The organism is Micromonospora sp. DT233 (assembly GCF_049841815.1).
GTDB lineage: Bacteria > Actinomycetota > Actinomycetes > Mycobacteriales > Micromonosporaceae > Micromonospora.
The window spans coordinates 46,350-64,990 of record NZ_JBNCLB010000014.1 but is presented as its reverse complement, the minus strand read 5'-3'; the positions used below and the strand labels follow the sequence as shown (position 1 = coordinate 64,990).

Below are 18,641 nucleotides of genomic sequence, written 5' to 3'. Positions count from 1 at the left end.
GACTTCGTCAGTGCGCGGCACCCACCAGGTGCGGACGGCCCGTCCGCGCGTCGTGCAGGGCGAACTCCCAGCCACCGTCGCCGGCCGTGGCGCTCAGCGCCACCGTCGTCGGCAGCGGCACCGGCAGCTTGAAGGCCACCTCCACGGTGTACGCCTCCGGTAGCCGGCCCTCCAGCGCGGCCAGGCAGCGGGCCTTGCTCCACATGCCGTGCGCGATCGGGCGCGGGAAGCCGAACAGCCGCGCCCCGAGCCGCGAGGTGTGGATCGGGTTGCGGTCGCCGGAGACCTGCGCGTACGCCACGCCCACCCGAGGGTCCACCCGCCAGTGCGCGGTGGCCGCCGGCGGCGCGGGCCGCTCGCCCCGGTCGCGGCGCTCGCCGCCGCCGGCCGAGCGCTCCCTGCCCAGGTACGTCGACACGCCCCGCCACACCTCCTCCCCGTCGACCGAGCCGACCAGCACCACGTCGACCTGCCGGCCCCGCTCGTGCGGGCGCAGGTGCTCCGCGTACGCGGAGAAGTCCAGCGTCTCGCCGGCGGAGATCGGCCGGTGCGCGGTGATCCGGTTGGCCACGTGCACCAACCCGACCAGCGGCATCGGGAAGTCCGGCGCGGTCATCAGCCGCAGCGCCAGCGGGAAGCCCAGCACGTGCGGGTACGTCACCGGCAGCCGGTCGGTCAGCCGGAACCCGCAGACCCGGTCGTAGGCGGCCAGGTGCGCCCGGTCGACGGTGACCCCGGCGGCGGTCAGCTCGACCTGCGGCAGGGTGTCGCCGCGCCGGCCGCCCACCCCGGGCAGGGCCCCGAGCAGGGCCCGCCGGTAGAGCGGGCCGGCCTGCGGCAGCCGGGGCAGCGCCACCACCCGCCGGCCGTCGCCGTTCCCGGCGTGGTCGGCGTCGCCGTTCCCGGCGTGGTCGGGGTGGCCGTCCCCGGCGTGGGCGGGGTGCCCCTGGCCCGTGGCGGCGTGGCCGGGCTGCCCTGCCCGGCCAGGGCCGGCGTCGTCCGGCTCTCCGCGGCGGCCCGTCTCGGCGGCGCCGGCGGCCCGGGCGGCGGCCAGCTCCTGCGGGGAGATGACGTCGGTCGGCCCCTCGATCAGCTCGTGCACCGACAGGTCGTCGGCGTGGTCGTCAGCCCTGGCCATCACGCCCCCAGCAGGCTCTGGCCGCAGACCCGGACGACGTTGCCGCTGACCGCGCCGCTGGCCGGCCAGGCGAGCCAGCCGATCGTCTCGGCCACGTCGACCGGCTGGCCGCCCTGGGCCATGCTGTTCATCCGGCGACCCGCCTCCCGGATCACCAGCGGGATGCGGGCGGTCATCCGGGTCTCGATGAATCCGGGGGCGACCGCGTTGATGCTGATCCCGCGCTCGCGCAGCACCGGGGCCAGGGAGTGCACCAGGCCGATCACGCCGGCCTTGGAGGTGGCGTAGTTGGTCTGGCCCCGGTTGCCGGCGATCCCGGCGATCGAGGAGACCGAGACGATCCGCCCGCCGGCCGGAATCAGCCCCCGCTCCAGCAGCACGTCGTTGATCCGCTCCTGGCTGGAGAGGTTCACGTCGAGCACCGAGTTCCACCGGTCGGCGTCCATCCGGCCGAGGGTCTTGTCCCGGGTGATGCCGGCGTTGTGCACCACCACGTCGACGTGCCCGTGCCGGTCGGCCAGGTGGTCGGCGAGCCGGGTCGGCGCGTCCGGGGCGGTCAGGTCGAGCTGCACGGCGGTGCCGCCGATCTCGTTGGCCACGGCGGCCAACTCGTCGCCGGCGGCCGGGACGTCCAGCGCGACGACCCGGGCCCCGTCGCGGGCCAGCACCCGGGCCAGGGCCGCGCCGATGCCCCGGGCCGCGCCGGTGACCAGGACGACCTGGCCGTCCAGCGGGCGGTTCCAGTCGGCCGGCGGCTCGGCGGCGCCGGCACCGACCCGGACCACCTGCGCCGAGACGTACGCGGAGCGGCCGGAGAGCAGGAAGCGCAGGGTGGACTCCAGCCCGGTGGTGGTGCCGGCGTCCCCGTTCGCGGTGACGTAGACGAGCTGGGCGGTGATGCCCCGGCCGAACTCCTTGCCGATGCTGCGGGTCAGCCCCTCGAGGGCCCGCTGGGCCGTCGCCTCGCGCGGGGCGTCGCACTCCTCCGGCGGGGTGCCGAGGACGATCACCCGCCCGCTGGGCAGCACCGACCGGGCCTGCGGGTGGAAGAAGTCGTAGAGCTGGCGCAGGCCGGTGGAGTCGGTGATGCCGGTGGCGTCGTACACCAGGGCGGCGTGCCGCCGTGCGGTGCCGGTGGCGGCCGGGTCGGTGGTCGCGGCCGGGTCGGCCAGCTCGACCCCGGCGGCGGTCAGGATCCTGGTGGTCGGCTCGGCGAGCCGGCCCCCGGTCGCCGCGCCGAGCAGGACCGGCCCGGGGAGCAGCGGGTCGCCGGGCGTGTGCCGGCGCAGTCGTGGCGGGTCGGGCAGGCCCAGGCGCTTGACCAGCGCCCGGCCCGCCCCCGATCGGACGAAGCTCGCGTACCTGTCGGTCATAGGCGTAGCCTACTGGCCAGTAGGTTGTGGGCAAGTCCTGAATTGGAGGCGGCAACGTGCAGAGCATCCGGCGAGTGGCGGTCATCGGCGGCAACCGCATCCCCTTCGCCCGGTCCAACTCCCGGTACGCCGACGCGTCCAACGCCGACCTGCTCGGCGCGGCGCTCGACGGCCTGGTGGCCCGGTTCGGGCTGGCCGGCCAGCGGGTCGGCGAGGTGGTCGCGGGCGCGGTGCTGAAGCACTCGAAGGACTTCAACCTCACCCGCGAGGTGGTCCTCGGCTCCCGCCTCGACCCGCACACCCCGGCGTACGACATCCAGCAGGCCTGCGGCACCGGCCTGGAGGCGGTGATCCTGGTCGCCAACAAGATCGCCCTCGGTCAGCTCGACGTCGGCATCGCCGGCGGCGTGGACACCACCTCCGACGCCCCGCTGGCGATCAACGAGGAGATGCGCCGCACCCTGCTGCGGCTCAACTCCGCCCGCACCCTCGGCGAGCGGCTGAAGATCGCCGCGAAGCTGCGCCCCACGCAGCCGTTCCGCCCGGAGATCCCGCGTAACGCCGAGCCGCGCACCGGGCTCTCGATGGGCGAGCACGCCGCCCGCACCGCGCTGCGCTGGAACGTCGACCGGCAGTCCCAGGACGAGCTGGCACTCCGCTCCCACCAGCGGCTCGCCGCCGCGTACGAGCGGGGCTTCTTCGACGACCTGATGACGCCGTACCTGGGGCTGACCCGGGACCAGAACCTCCGCCCGGAGAGCAGCCTGGAGAAGCTCGGCTCGCTCAAGCCGGTCTTCGGGACCAGGGGCCCGGACGCCGAGCGGGCCACCATGACCGCCGGCAACTCGTCCCCGCTCACCGACGGCGCCTCCACGGTGCTGCTGGCCAGCGAGGAGTGGGCGCGCGAGCACCAGCTGCCGGTGCTGGCCTGGTTCAGCTGGTCCGCCACGGCCGCCGTCGACTTCGTGCACGGCGACGAGGGGCTGCTGATGGCCCCCGCGTACGCCGTGCCGAGGATGCTGGCCCAGGCCGGACTGACGTTGCAGGACTTCGACCACTACGAGATCCACGAGGCCTTCGCCTCGCAGGTGCTGGCCACCCTGGCCGCCTGGGAGTCGCCGGAGTTCTGCAAGGAGCGGCTGGGCCTGGACGCCCCGCTGGGCGCGATCGACCGGGAGAAGCTCAACGTCAACGGCTCGTCGCTGGCGGCCGGGCACCCGTTCGCCGCGACCGGCGGCCGGATCGTGGCCACCCTGGCCAAGCTGCTGGCGGAGAAGGGCTCCGGGCGCGGCCTGATCTCGATCTGCGCCGCGGGCGGCCAGGGCGTGACGGCGATCCTGGAGCGCTGACCGATCGGGCTTCGGTAACGCCGACGGAGCGGGCCGGCGGGGGCGCGGCGGCCCTCGCCGGCCCGGCGGCCAGCGGCTGCGTGATCGGCCCGGCGGGCAGCGGTTACTTGATCGTGCCGGCCGGGGCGATCCACCGCACGGGCTGGCCCGTGACGGCGGCGACCTGGTCGAAGTCGCGGTCGTAGTGCAGCAGGCAGAGGCCGTGATATTCGGCGGTGGCCGCGAGCAGCAGATCGACGGTGCCGGCCGACCGGTGGGCACCCCGTTCGGTGAGCTCCTGCTGGATCTCGGCGGCCCGCTCGTAGCTCCGGTCCGGCATGGCCACCCAACTGAACGCGGCCCGCAGCTGCTCGCCGAGCCACGCCCGGTCGGCGACCGACCGCGCGGTGTAGAGGAATTCCAGCTCGACCAGGGGGCAGACGGCGAGCAGCCCGGCGGTGACGGACGGCTCCCAGCGCGACCGCAGGGCCGGGTCCCGGAGCAGGCGCACCAGCGCGCTGGTGTCGAGCAGGTAGTCGGCGAGCCTCACGACCGCTAGCTGTCCTTGTCGAGCAGCTCGTCGAAGTCCCCGGCCTGCGCCCGCGCGCCCAGCTCGGCGAGCGCGCGGGCGCGGCGCAGGCGGGCGGCCCCCTCGCGCAGCGCCACGTTCACCGTCTCCTTCTTCGTCCGGGTGCCGAAGGCCTTGGCCGCGTCGGCCAGGGCCTCGTCGTCGACGTCCACGAGAATCTTGGTCACGGCCCCCCCTATATACGAATGACCCGCAGAGTATATCCGAGGTGGGCTGGCGGGGAGGGTGCTTCGGCGTCCGGGAGAATGAGGCACGTGACGACGATCCCGAACGTGCTCGCCCACCGCTACGCCTCGCCCGAGCTGGTCGCCCTCTGGTCGCCGGAGGAGAAGGTCCGGATGGAGCGCCGGCTCTGGCTCGCCGTGCTGCGGGCCCAGCGGGACCTCGGCGTGCCCGTCCCCGACGGGGTGGTCGAGGCGTACGAGCGGGTGCTCGACGACGTCGACCTGGCGTCGATCGCCGCCCGGGAACGGATCACCCGGCACGACGTGAAGGCCCGGATCGAGGAGTTCAGCGCGCTCGCCGGGCACGAGCACGTGCACAAGGGCATGACCTCGCGGGACCTCACCGAGAACGTCGAGCAGCTCCAGGTCCGCGCCTCGCTGGAGCTGGTCCGCGACCGGGTGGTGGCCACCCTGGCCCGGCTGGCCCGGCTCGCCCAGGAGCACGCGCCGCTGGTGCTGACCGGCCGCTCGCACAACGTCGCCGCGCAGGCCACCACGCTGGGCAAGCGCTTCGCGTCGGCCGCCGAGGAGCTACTGATCGCGTACGAGCGGCTCGACGACCTGATCGCCCGGTACCCGCTGCGCGGGATCAAGGGCCCGGTCGGCACCGCGGCCGACCAGCTCGACCTCTTCGACGGCGACGCCGACAAGGTCGCCGAGCTGGAGCACCGGGTCGCCACGCACCTTGGCTTCGCCCGGGTGCTCGACAGCGTCGGCCAGGTCTATCCCCGCTCGCTCGACTTCGACGTGCTCGCCGCGCTGGCCCAGGTCGCCGCCGCGCCGTCGTCGCTGGCCACCACGATCCGGCTGATGGTCGGCCAGGAGCTGGCCACCGAGGGCTTCAAGCCGGGGCAGGTCGGCTCCAGCGCCATGCCGCACAAGATGAACACCCGCTCCAGCGAGCGGGTCAACGGCTTCGCGGTGATCATCCGGGGGTACCTGTCGATGGTCGGCGAGCTGGCCGGCGACCAGTGGAACGAGGGGGACGTCTCCTGCTCGGTGGTCCGCCGGGTCGCCCTGCCGGACGCGTTCTTCGCCGCCGACGGGCTGTTCCAGACGTTCCTCACCGTCCTGGACGAGTTCGGGGCGTACCCGGCGGTGATCAACCGGGAGTTGGAGCGGTTCCTGCCCTTCCTGGCCACCACGAAGATCCTGGTCGGGGCGGTCCGCCGGGGCGTCGGCCGGGAGGCCGCGCACGAGGCGATCAAGGAGCACGCGGTCGCCGTGGCGCTGGCCATGCGCGAGCGGGGCGCCCCGGAGAACGACCTCTTCGACCGCCTGGCCGCCGACGAACGCCTAAACCTCTCCCGCACCGACATCGACGCCCTAGTCGCGGACCGCAACGCCTTCACCGGCGCGGCAAGCGCCCAGATAAACGCGGTAACGACCCGAATCGCCAAGCTGGTCACCACCCACCCCGACGCGGCCACCTACACCCCCCCACCCATCCTCTGACGCCAGCCGCCTCAAGGCCCAACCCCGGCCCTAACCCCGGCCTTAGTGCGTTGATCAAGAGGTTTGCGTCAAGTTCGATCTTCAGCTTGACGCAAACCTCTTGATCAACCGCGAAGGACGGGGTGGGGTGGGGCCGGGGTGGGGTGGGGTGGGGTTAGGTCTTGCGGGTGGGGGTTTCGGCGGCCGAGGCCAGGTTTGGGGCGCTGGCCGGTTCGGCGATGCCGCCGGGGGCCTCGGCGATGGCGGGGTCGCTGGCCGTTTCGGCGGCGATCAGGGGCTGGTCGGGGGGCATGACGTCGGGGGTCGTGGCGGCCACGATCACCGCGGTGCCGTAGGCGCAGATCTCCATCCACATCTCGCCGCAGTCCCGGCTGTCGAAGCGCATGCCGATCACGGCGTTCGCGCCGAGCCGGCGGGCCTCCTCGCCGAGGCGGGCCACCGAGTCCGTACGCCAGCGGGTCAGGTTGTCCGGCGCCATCGGGTCGTACGCGCCGCCGCGCAGGTTCTTGACCCCCTCTCGGTACGGGTTGCGGGTCCGGGCCATCGAGGACACCACCTCGCCGAGGATCTGGCGGATCTCGTAGCCGGGCAGTTGATCCGTCGTCACGACCAGCACCCTTCGATGCTGTCCTATCGGCGGGGGCCGGTGCGTCGGCCGTGCTCGGCCGACCGGATGCTGCAAAAGGAGTCGGCGCGGACGACCGGCGTGTCGCCGGCCATCCGCGCCGAGCACGGCGTCAACCACCCGGCGCGGGCCGGACGGGCCGTCAGGGGGTGGGACCGTCAGACACCGGCCACCGAGGTGATCCAGGACCGGTTGTACGCGACGCTGCCGTAGTTCTGGATGCTCGACCCGTCGGCGGTGGAGGCGACGCCGACCTGCTGGCCGTTGTAGAACTCCGGCCCGCCGGAGTCGCCGCGCCAGGCGTTGCCGTTGATCCGGGTGCTGCGGATCGCCTGGCCGCCGTACGCGTCGGTGACGCTGGTGCTGGTCACCCGGACGCTGGCGGTCTTGAGCTGGCTGGCGGCCGAGCAGCCGCTGTAGCAGGTCATGCCCCAGCCGTAGATCGTGTTGGTGGAGCCGACCGGCGGGTTGCTGCGGGCCAGCGTCACGGTGGAGGTGCTGACCGCGCTGGAGAGCCGCAGCAGGGCCAGGTCGTTGCGGGTCTGCGAGGAGCTCACGGTGCGGGTGGTGCCGCCCGAGGCGTAGTAGACGCTGCCGATCCGCACCGACATGGTGCCGCTGACGCAGTGCCGGGCGGTGAGCACCCACTGCGCGGCGATGACGCTGCCGGAGCAGGTGAACGAGCCGTTGCTGAACACGGCGGCGGCCCACGGGGCGGAGGAGACGGTGCCGCCGCCGATGATCGGCTGGGGGCCGGCCGGCGCGGCGACGGCGCCGGTGCTGGCGCCGAGGACGCCGACGAGGGCGGTGCCGACCACGGCGAGCATGGAACGGATACGCATGGGGACGCACTCTCCTTGGCTCCGACCCGGGGTCGCCGGGTCGCGCCGGCGGGATGGACCGCCCGCCGGAGCTCATCGACTCTTGACGATGGATACTAGGGGTGGTCGGTTCTGTCGACAAGCATTCGATCGAGGTCGGGTGATGTAACAATTCGGCGTCCGTGAGCGTGGCGAATCACCTGCTCCCGGACGTTCCGCAGGGGATCGGTCACGATATGACCGCCCATCCCACCGTTATGTTGATCACCGCCCGAACTGTCCCCGGCCGGTGCGGCTGGGGCCGTATCTGCCAGGTAGGCTGGCTCCGCTCGCCCGTTGTGGGTCGGCACCCAACTGCGTACACAGTCAGGAGTGCCCAGTGCCTCGCGTCGTCGTCGACGTCATGCTCAAGCCCGAGATCCTCGATCCTCAGGGCCAGGCCGTCGCAAACGCGCTGCCCCGGCTCGGCGTCAGCGACGTCGCCGCCGTCCGGATCGGCAGGCGGATCGAGATCGAGTTCACCGGTGAACCGGACCTGGACCAGGCCCGGGAGATCGCCGACAAGCTGCTCGCCAACCCGGTCATCGAGGACTACACCGTCCGCCTGGCCGAAGCCGACGAGATCGTGGACTCCCGCCGGTGACCGCCCGCGTCGGTGTGGTGACGTTCCCCGGCTCGCTCGACGACGGGGACGCGGCGCGGGCCGTGCGGCTCGCCGGCGGGGAGCCGGTCCGGCTCTGGCACGGCGACGCGGACCTGCGCGGGGTCGACGCCGTCGTCCTGCCCGGCGGGTTCTCCTACGGCGACTACCTGCGCTGCGGCGCCATCGCCCGGTTCGCCCCGGTGATGGAGACCCTGGTGGACGCCGCCCGGGGCGGCCTGCCCGTGCTCGGCATCTGCAACGGCTTCCAGATCCTCTGCGAGGCGCACCTGCTGCCCGGCGCGCTCACCCGCAACCAGCACCTGCACTTCCGCAACCGCGACCAGGTGCTGCGCATCGAGGCGGCCGGCACGGCCTGGACGAACACGTTCCAGCCCGGCCAGGAGGTGCTGATCCCGGTCAAGAACGGCGAGGGCTGCTACGTCGCCGACGCCGCGACGCTGGACGAGCTCGAGGCCGAAGGCCGGGTCGTCGCCCGCTACGTCGGCGGCAACCCCAACGGATCGCAGCGCGACATCGCCGCGATCACCAACCCCGCCGGCAACGTGGTCGGCATCATGCCGCACCCCGAGCACGCGGTGGAGGCGCTCACCGGCCCCTCCCTGGACGGCCTCGGCTTCTTCACCTCGGTGCTCAAGCACCTGGTGGGGGCCCCGGCGTGACCGTGCGCGGCATCATCGGTCGGCTCAGGCGCCCCTGCGGCGGCAAGCGCAGCGAGGAGAGGTCATGACCACCCACCCGGACCCGGCGCTACGGCAGACCCGGGGCGGCTTTCCGGCCATCCCCGCAGAGCCGTACGCGGCTCCCGTGGCGGCGCAGCCCGGCCCGGTCGAACCGGCCCGGCCCGTCGCCCCGGCCCGTCAGCCGGCCCCGCCCCGGCCCGCCCCGACCGACGACTGGGCACACGGCCTGGACACCGTGCCGCGCGCCACGGAGACCCCCGACGAGCTCCAGCCGTACGCGGAGCTGGGCCTGCGTGACGACGAGTACGACCGGATCCGGCACATCCTCGGCCGCCGCCCCACCCAGGCCGAGCTGGCCATGTACTCGATCATGTGGAGCGAGCACTGCTCCTACAAGTCGAGCAAGGTGCACCTGCGCCAGTTCGGCGAGAAGGCCCCGCCGAGCGACCGGCTGCTCGCCGGCATCGGCGAGAACGCGGGCGTGGTGCAGGTCTCCGACGAGCTGGCGGTGACCTTCAAGGTCGAGTCGCACAACCACCCGAGCTTCGTCGAGCCGTACCAGGGCGCGGCGACCGGCGTCGGCGGCATCGTCCGCGACATCCTCGCCATGGGCGCCCGCCCGGTGGCCGTGATGGACCCGCTGCGCTTCGGTGCCGCCGACCACCCCGACACCGCCCGGGTGCTCCCCGGCGTGGTGGCCGGCGTCGGCGGCTACGGCAACTGCCTCGGCCTGCCCAACATCGGCGGCGAGGTCGTCTTCGACCCCTGCTACCAGGGCAACCCGCTGGTCAACGCGCTCTGCCTCGGCGTGCTGCCCGTCGACCGGCTGCAGAAGAAGGAAGCCACCGGCCCCGGCAACGTCGTGGTGCTGATGGGCGCCCGGACCGGCCGCGACGGCATCGGCGGCGTGTCGGTGCTGGCCAGCGCCACCTTCGACGAGGGCAGCGAGAAGCGCCGCCCGTCGGTGCAGGTCGGCGACCCGTTCATGGAGAAGCTGCTCATCGAGGCGTGCCTGGAGCTGTACGAGGCCGAGCTGGTCGTCGGCATCCAGGACCTCGGCGGCGCGGGGCTGACCTGCGCGCTCACCGAGACCGCCGCGTCGGCCGGCACCGGCATGCGGGTCTGGCTGGAGCGGGTGCCGCTGCGCGAGCCCTCGATGGAGCCGCAGGAGATCCTGGCCAGCGAGTCCCAGGAGCGGATGCTGCTGGTCGTCGCCCCCGAGAAGCTGGAGGCGGTGCTCAAGACCGCCGAGAAGTGGGGCGTCTGGGCCACCGCGATCGGCGAGGTCACCGCGCCCTCGGCGGACGGCCGGCCGGGCCGGCTGGTCATCACCTGGCGCGACCAGCTCGTGGTGGACGTCCCGCCGGGCTCGCTGGTCGACGACGGCCCGGTCTACGCCCGGCCGATGCGGGAGCCGGCCGACCTGATCCTGATCCAGGCCGACCGGGCCGAGACGCTGCCCCGGCCGACGAACCCGGAGGCGCTGCGGGAGACCGTGCTGCGCATGATCGCCTCGCCGAACCTGGCCGACAAGACCTGGGTCACCGAGCAGTACGACCGCTACGTGCTGGGCAACACCGTGCTCGCCCAGCCGGAGGACGCCGGCGTCATCCGCATCGACGAGCGCACCGGCCTGGGCGTCGCCCTGTCGCTGGACGGCAACGGCCGCTACGCCCGCCTCGACCCGTACAACGGGACGAAGCTGGCGCTGGCCGAGGCGTACCGGAACGTGGCCGCGACCGGCGCGAAGCCGATCGCCGTGACCAACTGCCTCAACTTCGGCTCGCCGGAGGACCCGGGCGTGATGTGGCAGTTCGCCGAGGCCGTGCGCGGCCTGGCGGACGGCTGCCTGGAGCTGGGCATCCCGGTGACCGGCGGCAACGTCAGCTTCTACAACCAGACCGGCGCGGCGGCCATCCACCCGACCCCGGTGGTCGGCGTGCTCGGGGTGCTGGACGACGTCGCTGACCGGGTGCCGATGGGCTTCGTCCCGCGCGCCGCAGGCGATCACGACCAGCTCTTCCTGCTCGGCGAGACGCACGTGGAGCTCTCCGGCTCGGAGTGGGCCTGGGTGACCCACCAGCACCTCGGCGGCATCCCGCCGCAGGTGGACCTGGGCCGGGAGCGGCAGCTCGCCGAGCTGCTGGCCGAGGCCGCCCGGGTCGGGCACGTCAGCGCCGCCCACGACCTCTCCGACGGCGGGCTGGCGCAGAGCCTCGTCGAGTCCTGCCTGCGGCGCGGCGTCGGCGCGCAGATCGCGGTGCCGGAGCAGTTCACCGGCGGCTCGATGCCGTTTGTCTTCCTGTTCAGCGAGTCGGCCGGGCGGGTCCTGGTCGCGGTGCCGCGCGGCCACGAGAAGGCGTTCACCGCGCTCTGCGCCGAGCGCGGGGTCCCGTGGGAGCTCATCGGGGTCACCGACCAGGCCGGCGGCGCCCTCGAGGTGCGCGGCCAGTTCCGGATCGGCCTGGACGAGCTGCGCGCCACGCACGGCGCGACGCTGCCCCGGCTCTTCGGCGGCACCGAAGTTGCTGGTGCCGAGGTTGCCGGTGCTGCCGGCCTCGGCTCCGCCGAGGCGACCGGCTCGGCGGAGCCCGCCGGTGCGGTGGGCGACGAGGCGGAGCAGATCGCCGCGCCGCCGGCCGATGCGGGGCACGCCCGCGCCGCCGAGCCGGCCGAGGCCCCCGCCTCCCAGCCGGACGCGGATGTCCCGGGCGACGCGTCCGTGACCGGTCCGCAGGCCGAGACGGAGCGGGCCGACGGGGCGACCGGCCCGGCGGCCCCCGGCGACGGCGGGCCCCACCAGCGCTGAGCAGGTGACCCCGGTCGTCCTCGCCCAACCCGGTTCCGGTGCCCGGTTCCGGCGAGGGCTGGCCGGGGCGGCGAGGCGCTTGCCTCGTTGGCCAGCACCCCGGGCGTGCCGGTGAGGGCTGGCCGGGGCGGCGTTGGCGCTTGCCGCGTTGGCCAGGACTTCGGGCGTGCCGGCCACCGTGCGCGGCTGCGTCTTCGGCCGGGACATGGCCGAGCGCGGCTTCGCCGGTGACGTGACGGGGTCGCCGTGGAAGTGGCCGTGTCGGCGGTCGTACCGGTGCTGCGCCGAGCCGTCCTCTCCGCCGCCTGATTCCAGGCCCCCGGCCTCGGCGTGCGGCCGGCCTCGGCGGCCCCTGGTGACGGCGGGCCGGGCCAGCGCTGAGTGGGTGACCTTTGGGGTCTTCGTCCACCCCGGCCACGGTGCCCGGTGCGACCGCGCCGGCCGGAGCCACGCCGGCGGGACGACCTGTGTCGCCAACCAGGGAACCGTCAGTTCTTTGCCGGCGCGGTCAGGAACGATTCATTCACCCTTGGGAAAACGGGGCGGGATTGGAGTCCCTGAATGAAAGAGCGCGCGTGGGAGTTGCATTCACGGCCAACAGTATTGTGTGATGGGCCAGAATTGCGAGACAGTGTCCCTTGTTCCAAGGGCACTGATGCGACGCCGGCTCGTGGAGGTCGTCCTGTCGTGCCGATCAGCGTCGGCTGAGCGACCGGCCTGCAATATCGGGCCGAGGCGGCGAGGCCCCCGGGCTGCAACCCGGGGGTCGCCTTGACCGACGCCGCCCGTGACATGTCCCAGGCAAGGACCGATTACAGGAGGAACGACGTCAGGTGACTACGGTAACGAGAGGAACCGGGCAACACCAGCCCGGAGAGCCGGTCAGCACGGAGAACGCTCTGATCGGCGCGCTTGTGCTGGTCGTGGTCATGTCCATCGGGGCGGTGCTCTGGATCGCCCTCGCGTACGGCCAGAGCATCGACACGATCGGTCAGGCGGCGATCACCGCGATCGGCGGGGTGGCGGTCGCCTCGATCAGTGCCATCACGGTGGTGCTGCGGAGGAGACCGGCCAGGAGGCGCACGTAGTCGTGCGCGTTGGACCGATTTGGAGACCGTGGACACTCCACGTTCACCGGTGACGTGAACTTCCGAGAATCCGGGTGTGGCTGCGCCGCTTGGTCCGCGCACCGGTTTGGTCGGAGGTGGTGGCGGTGCGGGAGGGGCGATCGCCGAAAGACGAGGAGAGCGGTCGCCCAGCCGGGCAGCCGCTCTCCTCGTTCGAATGCGGGGCGAAGTCGCCCGCGCCGGTCAGTCGTTGTCCAGCCAGTCCAGCCGCCGACCGGTGCGATCCTGTTGCTGCGGCGGCGGGCCGTCCGGCCGGCCCCGCTCCGCCGGGGGCTGGTCACCGTAGTAGCCGCCGCCCGGCTGCTGGTCGTAGCCGGCCGGCTGGTCGTAGCCGGCGCGCTGCGGGGCGGCCTCCTGGCCGTACCCGCCGGGCTGACCGTAGCCGCCGGGCTGACCGCCGTAGCCCTCGGCACCGTAGCCGCCGCGCTGGTCGTAGCCGCCGTACCCGCCCTGCTGGCCGGCCTCGTAGCCGCCCTGTTGGCCGTAGCCGCCGCCCTGCTGGCCGGCACCGTACCCGCCTTGTTGGCCGTAGCCGCCGCCCTGTTGGCCGGCCTCGTACCCGCCTTGTTGGCCGTAGCCGCCGCCGGCGGGCTCGCCGCCCTGGGCGCCGTACTGCGCCGGCTCGGGCTGGCCGTAGCCGTGCCCCTGGTCGGCCTGGTAGGTGCTGGTCGGGTAGGGGTCGGCCGGCGGGGTGTAGGAGGAGGTGCCCTCGCCGGTGTACCGCCCGGTCGGCTCGTCGTAGCGTTCGCCGTAACCGCCGCCGCCCTGGCCCTGGGCCGGGTAACCGGCCGCGCCGCCCGCCGCGCCGTAGTCACGGCTGCCGTATCCGCCGCCGGACGCCGGGGCGTCGGCGCCGTAGCCGCCAGTGCTGCCGTAGCCCGCGCCGGAGGCCGGTGCCGCGCCGTAGCCGCCGTCGGCCGGTGCGCCGCCGTAACCACCGGCGGCCGGCGCTGCGCCGTACCCGCCGCTGGGGGAGGCGCCGCCGTACCCGCCGCCGGAGGCCGGGGCGTCGGCGCCGTAGCCGCCCGCCCCGCCGCTGCCGTACCCCGCGCCGGAGGCGGGGGCGCTGCCGTAGCCGCCGGCCGCGCCGTAGCCGCCCTGGGTCTCGGAGCCGTAGCCGCCGCTCGCACCCCAGCCGCCGGTGCCGTAGGGCTCCGGCGGGGCGCCGTACGGGTCCGGCGGGACGTCGTCGACGACCGGTCGGTGCATCATCGTGGGCGCGTCGCTGAGCGAGGCGCCGCCGACCATCGTCGGGTCGGGGCCGGCACCCACCCGGTCGACCACCCTGGTCCGGTCGTCCGCGCCGGCGAAGGCACCCCGGGCGGCGGGCACCGCGGCGGCACCCCCGGGCGGGGCGTCGTCGGGGTCGTCGCCGTTCTCCCGACGCTTCATCCAGAGCAGCACGAACGTGCCCACGCCGATGGCCACGAAGAGGCCGCCGAGCAGGATGAGCAGCCAGGAACCGAAGCCGCCGGAGTCCTCGTCCTCGGCGGCGGCGTTCTCCGGTGCGGCCGGTGCGGCCTCGGTGGGCTCCTCGGCGGTCTCCTCGAGCGGCCCCTCGGTGGGCTCCGGTTCCTTGGTGGCCGACGGCGTGGGGCTCGGGGTCGTCTCGACCCGGATCGCCAGGATGATCCGCTGCCCGCTCACGCTCTGCCCGGCCGAGGCGGTGAAGAACTTGGTGGCCCGGACCTCGCCCTGGATCGCGCCGAGGTCGATCCGGCCCGGCGCGATCGGCCTCGACGTGCTGCCGGAGAAGCGCCAGTTGCCGCTGTCGTTGCTGGTGGTCTCGTAGCGGTGCCCGGCGCTGTCCTGGAGCATGACGACGGCGTTCGGCACGGACTGGCCGTTGGCGCTCGCCACCACCTTGCCGGAGACGGACTTGACGGTCTGCACCTGCGGCTTGGTCGGCTCCGGCTCGGCCTTGCCGCGGACGGTGATCCGGAGGGGGGCGGAGGCGGCAGCGCCGCCCTCCGGCGCGATGCCGACCGAGGCGGTGACGCCGCTGGCGTCGGGCGCGTTGTCGCCGGCCCGGATCTTCAAGGGTTGGATCCGCGGGCCACCGGTGAACTTGATCGGGCCGCAGCCGTCGGCGCAGCTCACCCCGGCGGGCAGGCCGCTGAGGCTGATGGTGGCGGCCGCGTCCTCCTCACCCTCGCCGGGCGTCACGCGGACCACCACGGTGGCGTCGCTGCCGGCGTTCAGGCTGATCGAGCCAGGGACGACGGTGATCTCGGCCGCCAGTGCGGGTGTGGCGGGGACGGCCAGCAGTGCGCCGAATGCCACCGCCACGACCACACCGGCCCGCTGCTTCCAGGCACGTCGGTGTGCTGACACGTCCACCGCCTTCCGGGCTACTTCCCTGGCCGCGGGGCACCGGGCCGGGGATGATCACGGTTCGAATACGCCGACGGCAACTATGCCTTGTCTGACCGGATCGGCGCGACCCAGGGGCAGTGGCGAAAGCGTCGGACGCGAGTCGTATCGTCCCGTTGTGTCCTCTCCGCACAGCAATTCACCGGCCGTCGCCGTCGCCCTGGCCGCGCTCGACGAGGGCCGTACGCCCGAACGGCCGGTGTTCCGGGAGGCGGTCCGTGCCCTGTTGACCGCCTTGGTGGAGCGTGCACCCGGCCGATCGGTGGAGGTGCGGGTCCCACCTTACGGTGCAGTTCAGTGCATTCTCGGTCCCCGACACACCCGGGGCACCCCGCCGAACGTGGTCGAGCTGGACCCGGCGACCTGGTTGGAGTTGGCCACGGGGCGGCGAAGCTGGTCGGAGGCCGTGGCCGAAGGGCGCGTGCGGGTCAGCGGGGCGCGGGCGGACCTCTCCGCGTACCTGCCGCTCCAGGCGGGTGGGTAGTCCGGCGCGCTGATCACGCAGAGGGAGCGATTCGTGACTTTATGTGTCGACATGGATTCGCGTACACTGTCAGCCGACGACAGTGGTCCCCGGCCGAGGAAACGCGGATCCGCCCCCGAGATCCCGCCCGGCCAGTCCAGACCAGCATGAGGGAGCGGTAGGTGCCCCGAGGCGACGGCCGGCTGAGCCACGACCTTGACCCCCAACGACCCGGCCCACAGGACGCCTGCGGCGTCTTCGGCGTCTGGGCGCCGGGGGAAGAGGTCGCCAATCTGACCTATTTCGGGCTCTACGCCCTGCAACACCGTGGCCAGGAGGCCGCCGGGATCGCCGTCAGCGACGGCTCGGGCGTGGTGGTCTACAAGGACCTCGGCCTGGTGGCCCAGGTCTTCGACGAGCCCACCCTGGCCAGCCTGCGGGGGCACGTGGCGATCGGTCACGCGCGCTACTCGACCACCGGCGGCTCGACCTGGGAGAACGCCCAGCCGACCATCCGCTCCACCACCAGCGGCACCACGATCGCGCTGGCCCACAACGGCAACCTGGTCAACACCGCCGAGTTGCAGCGCGAGGTGGCCGAGCGGGGCCTGGTCGCCGACGGCTCCACCAACGACACCTCGCTGGTGACGATGCTGCTGGCCAGCCGCCCCGACCTCTCGGTCGAGGCCGCCGCGCTGGAGGTGCTGCCCCAGTTGCGCGGCGCGTTCAGCTTCGTCTTCATGGACGAGTCGACGCTCTACGCGGCCCGCGACCCGCACGGTGTGCGGCCGCTGGTGCTGGGTCGGCTGGAGCGGGGCTGGGTGGTGGCCAGCGAGACCGCCGCGCTGGACATCGTCGGCGCGAGCGTCGTGCGCGAGGTGGAGCCGGGCGAGCTGATCGCGATCGACGAGAACGGCCTGCGTTCGGCCCGGTTCGCCGCGCCGGAGCCGAAGGGCTGCCTCTTCGAGTACGTCTACATCGCCCGCCCGGACGCGACCATCGCCGGGCGCAACGTGCACTCCGCCCGGGTGCAGATCGGCCGCCAGCTCGCCAAGGAGCACCCGGTCGAGGCCGACCTGGTCATCCCGGTGCCGGAGTCCGGCACCCCGGCCGCCATCGGCTACGCCGAGGAGTCCGGCATCACCTACGGTGCCGGGCTGATGAAGAACCCGTACGTCGGGCGCACCTTCATCCAGCCGTCGCAGACCCTGCGTCAGCTCGGCATCCGGCTCAAGCTCAACCCGCTGCGGGAGAACGTGCGGGGCAAGCGGCTGGTCGTCGTGGACGACTCGATCGTGCGCGGGAACACCCAGCGGGCGATCGTGCGGATGCTGCGCGAGGCCGGTGCCCTGGAGGTCCACGTCCGGATCTCCTCCCCGCCGGTCAACTGGCCGTGCTTCTACGGCATCGACTTCGCCACCCGGGCGGAGCTGCTGGCCAACGGGCTCGACAACGAGGGCATCCGGCGCTCCATCGGCGCCGACACCCTGGGCTACGTCTCGTTGGCCGGTCTGATCGCCGCGACCGAGCAGCCGAAGACCCGGCTCTGCCGGGCCTGCTTCGACGGGGAATACCCGATCGACCTGCCGGCCGGCAACCTCATCGGCAAGCACCTTCTCGAAGGAGTGGGACGCCGGGTCGCCGATGCCCCGGACGTCCTCGGCCACAACGCCGCACCGCTTGTCGCCACTTCGGGCGGCGCGACCGCACACCGCCCGTAGCACCGCCCGACGCGGGCGGACCGGTCACCGCCGGACCCCGCGAGAACCACAAAGGGGAGAACCGTGACGCACGTGTCCGAGCGCAGCGGCACAGAGAGCAGCCCGACCGGCGGCGGCGACCGCCAGCCCTGGACGGCCGGCGGCAACCGCCCGGCGCGCAAACGCTCGGCCTCGTACGCTGACGCCGGCGTCTCGATCGAGGCGGGCGACCGCGCGGTCGAGCTGCTCAAGTCCAAGGTGAAGCAGACCCGCCGCCCGGAGGTCATGGGCGACCTGGGCGGCTTCGCCGGCCTCTTCCGGCTGGACACGAAGAAGTACAAGAACCCGATCCTGGCGTCCTCCACCGACGGGGTGGGCACCAAGCTGGTGATCGCCCAGCAGCTCGACATCCACGACACCATCGGCATCGACCTGGTCGCCATGGTCGTCGACGACCTGGTGGCCTGCGGCGCGGAGCCGCTCTTCCTGCTCGACTACATCGCCTGCGGCCAGGTCGTGCCGGACAAGGTCGCCGAGATCGGCGCCGGCATCGCCGACGGCTGCCGGTACGCCGGCTGCGCGCTGCTGGGCGGCGAGACGGCCGAGCACCCGGGCGTGCTGCGCCCGGACGAGTACGACGTCTCCGCCACCGGTGTCGGCGTGGTCGAGGAGAGCGACATCCTCACCCCGGACCGGGTGGAGATCGGTGACGTGGTCATCGCGATGCGCTCCTCTGGCCTGCACTCCAACGGATACTCGCTGGTGCGGCACGTGCTGCTGGGCGCGGGCCGGATGCGGCTGGACGTGGTGCTCGACGACTTCGGCCGGCAGCGCACCCTGGGCGAGGAGCTGCTCACCCCGACCAAGATCTACGCGCAGGACTGCCTCAAGCTGATCGCCGAGGCCGAGGTGCGCTCGATCGCCCACGTCACCGGCGGCGGCATCCCGGGCAACCTGGTCCGCATCCTGCCGGAGCACGTCGACGCGGTGGTCGACCGCTCGACCTGGAAGCCGCAGCCGATCTTCGACCTGATCCAGTCCAAGGGCCGGATCGAGGACGCCGAGATGGAGTCGACCTTCAACATGGGCGTCGGCATGTTCGCGATCGTCTCCGCCGAGGACGCCGACCGGGCGTTGGCCACCCTGACCGGCCGGGGCGTGGACGCCTGGCCGGCCGGCGAGATCATCGAGGGCACCGGCAAGGTCCAGATGGTGGGTCAGCACACCCGGGGCTGATCACCCAGCGCTGATCATCCGAACACCTGATCGGGG

15 protein-coding genes and 1 pseudogene are annotated in these 18,641 nt (G+C 73.4%); 9 read left to right on the top strand and 7 right to left on the bottom strand.

The window, feature by feature from the left end:
* Positions 1-7: 7 nt before the first annotated feature.
* Together ACLQ2V_RS23450 and ACLQ2V_RS23445 are read right to left on the bottom strand one after the other, a co-directional pair.
* Positions 8-1,138, bottom strand: coding sequence for a MaoC/PaaZ C-terminal domain-containing protein (locus tag ACLQ2V_RS23450; RefSeq protein WP_425720712.1), 1,131 nt, complete (start codon positions 1,136-1,138; stop codon positions 8-10).
* Positions 1,138-2,511, bottom strand: coding sequence for a 3-oxoacyl-ACP reductase (locus tag ACLQ2V_RS23445; RefSeq protein ID WP_425720711.1), 1,374 nt, complete (start codon positions 2,509-2,511; stop codon positions 1,138-1,140). Before ACLQ2V_RS23445 ends, ACLQ2V_RS23450 begins: the two co-directional genes overlap by 1 nt.
* Positions 2,512-2,567: 56 nt before the next feature.
* On the opposite strand from ACLQ2V_RS23445, the gene ACLQ2V_RS23440 reads away from it, so the two are divergent.
* Entirely contained in the window at positions 2,568-3,860 is a 1,293-nt protein-coding gene (locus ACLQ2V_RS23440) for an acetyl-CoA C-acetyltransferase (protein WP_425720710.1), read from the top strand.
* 103 nt (positions 3,861-3,963) lie between these two features.
* Here the strand turns inward: ACLQ2V_RS23440 and ACLQ2V_RS23435 are convergent, their stop codons facing one another.
* Positions 3,964-4,389, bottom strand: coding sequence for a PIN domain nuclease (locus tag ACLQ2V_RS23435; RefSeq protein WP_425720709.1), 426 nt, complete (start codon positions 4,387-4,389; stop codon positions 3,964-3,966).
* A 5-nt stretch (positions 4,390-4,394) separates the two neighbouring features.
* On the bottom strand, positions 4,395-4,595 hold the full coding sequence (locus ACLQ2V_RS23430) for a type II toxin-antitoxin system VapB family antitoxin (protein ID WP_425720708.1): 201 nt from the start codon (positions 4,593-4,595) through the stop codon (positions 4,395-4,397).
* An 87-nt stretch (positions 4,596-4,682) separates the two neighbouring features.
* On the opposite strand from ACLQ2V_RS23430, the gene purB reads away from it, so the two are divergent.
* Entirely contained in the window at positions 4,683-6,107 is a 1,425-nt protein-coding gene (gene purB / locus ACLQ2V_RS23425) for an adenylosuccinate lyase (RefSeq protein ID WP_425720707.1), read from the top strand.
* A gap of 154 nt (positions 6,108-6,261) precedes the next feature.
* On the opposite strand, the pseudogene ACLQ2V_RS23420 reads toward purB, so the two are convergent.
* Together ACLQ2V_RS23420 and ACLQ2V_RS23415 are read right to left on the bottom strand one after the other, a co-directional pair.
* Positions 6,262-6,827 (bottom strand): annotated as a pseudogene (locus ACLQ2V_RS23420) (YbjQ family protein).
* Positions 6,828-6,890: 63 nt separating this feature from the next.
* Positions 6,891-7,574, bottom strand: a complete 684-nt coding sequence (locus ACLQ2V_RS23415; protein WP_425720706.1) for a S1 family peptidase — start codon at positions 7,572-7,574, stop codon at positions 6,891-6,893.
* Between the two features lie 358 nt (positions 7,575-7,932).
* Between ACLQ2V_RS23415 and purS the strand changes: the two genes are divergently transcribed.
* The 4 genes from purS (at position 7,933) to ACLQ2V_RS23395 (ending at position 12,794) form a co-directional block, all read left to right on the top strand.
* Positions 7,933-8,196 (top strand): phosphoribosylformylglycinamidine synthase subunit PurS, encoded by a 264-nt coding sequence (gene purS, locus ACLQ2V_RS23410; protein WP_425720705.1) that lies wholly within the window; start codon positions 7,933-7,935, stop codon positions 8,194-8,196.
* The gene (purQ, locus tag ACLQ2V_RS23405) at positions 8,193-8,876 is read left to right on the top strand and encodes a phosphoribosylformylglycinamidine synthase subunit PurQ (protein ID WP_425720704.1); all 684 of its coding nucleotides are present in this window, start codon (positions 8,193-8,195) and stop codon (positions 8,874-8,876) included. Before purS ends, purQ begins: the two co-directional genes overlap by 4 nt.
* A gap of 64 nt (positions 8,877-8,940) precedes the next feature.
* The gene (purL, locus tag ACLQ2V_RS23400) at positions 8,941-11,706 is read left to right on the top strand and encodes a phosphoribosylformylglycinamidine synthase subunit PurL (RefSeq protein ID WP_425720703.1); all 2,766 of its coding nucleotides are present in this window, start codon (positions 8,941-8,943) and stop codon (positions 11,704-11,706) included.
* 833 nt (positions 11,707-12,539) lie between these two features.
* Positions 12,540-12,794: a hypothetical protein gene (locus ACLQ2V_RS23395; RefSeq protein WP_425720702.1), complete on the top strand. Its 255-nt coding sequence runs from the start codon at positions 12,540-12,542 to the stop codon at positions 12,792-12,794.
* A gap of 222 nt (positions 12,795-13,016) precedes the next feature.
* On the opposite strand, the gene ACLQ2V_RS23390 is transcribed toward ACLQ2V_RS23395, so the two are convergent.
* Positions 13,017-15,167 carry a carboxypeptidase-like regulatory domain-containing protein gene (locus ACLQ2V_RS23390; protein ID WP_425720701.1) on the bottom strand — a complete coding sequence of 717 codons (2,151 nt, stop codon included), beginning with the start codon at positions 15,165-15,167 and terminating at the stop codon, positions 13,017-13,019.
* A gap of 157 nt (positions 15,168-15,324) precedes the next feature.
* Between ACLQ2V_RS23390 and ACLQ2V_RS23385 the strand changes: the two genes are divergently transcribed.
* From ACLQ2V_RS23385 to purM, 3 genes are all read left to right on the top strand, one after another.
* Positions 15,325-15,690 carry a sterol carrier family protein gene (locus tag ACLQ2V_RS23385; RefSeq protein WP_425720700.1) on the top strand — a complete coding sequence of 122 codons (366 nt, stop codon included), beginning with the start codon at positions 15,325-15,327 and terminating at the stop codon, positions 15,688-15,690.
* Between the two features lie 161 nt (positions 15,691-15,851).
* A complete protein-coding gene (gene purF, locus ACLQ2V_RS23380) occupies positions 15,852-17,390 on the top strand; it encodes an amidophosphoribosyltransferase (protein WP_425720699.1) in 1,539 nt (512 codons plus the stop codon).
* Between the two features lie 63 nt (positions 17,391-17,453).
* Entirely contained in the window at positions 17,454-18,605 is a 1,152-nt protein-coding gene (gene purM, locus ACLQ2V_RS23375; RefSeq protein ID WP_425720698.1) for a phosphoribosylformylglycinamidine cyclo-ligase, read from the top strand.
* Positions 18,606-18,641 lie beyond the last annotated feature (36 nt).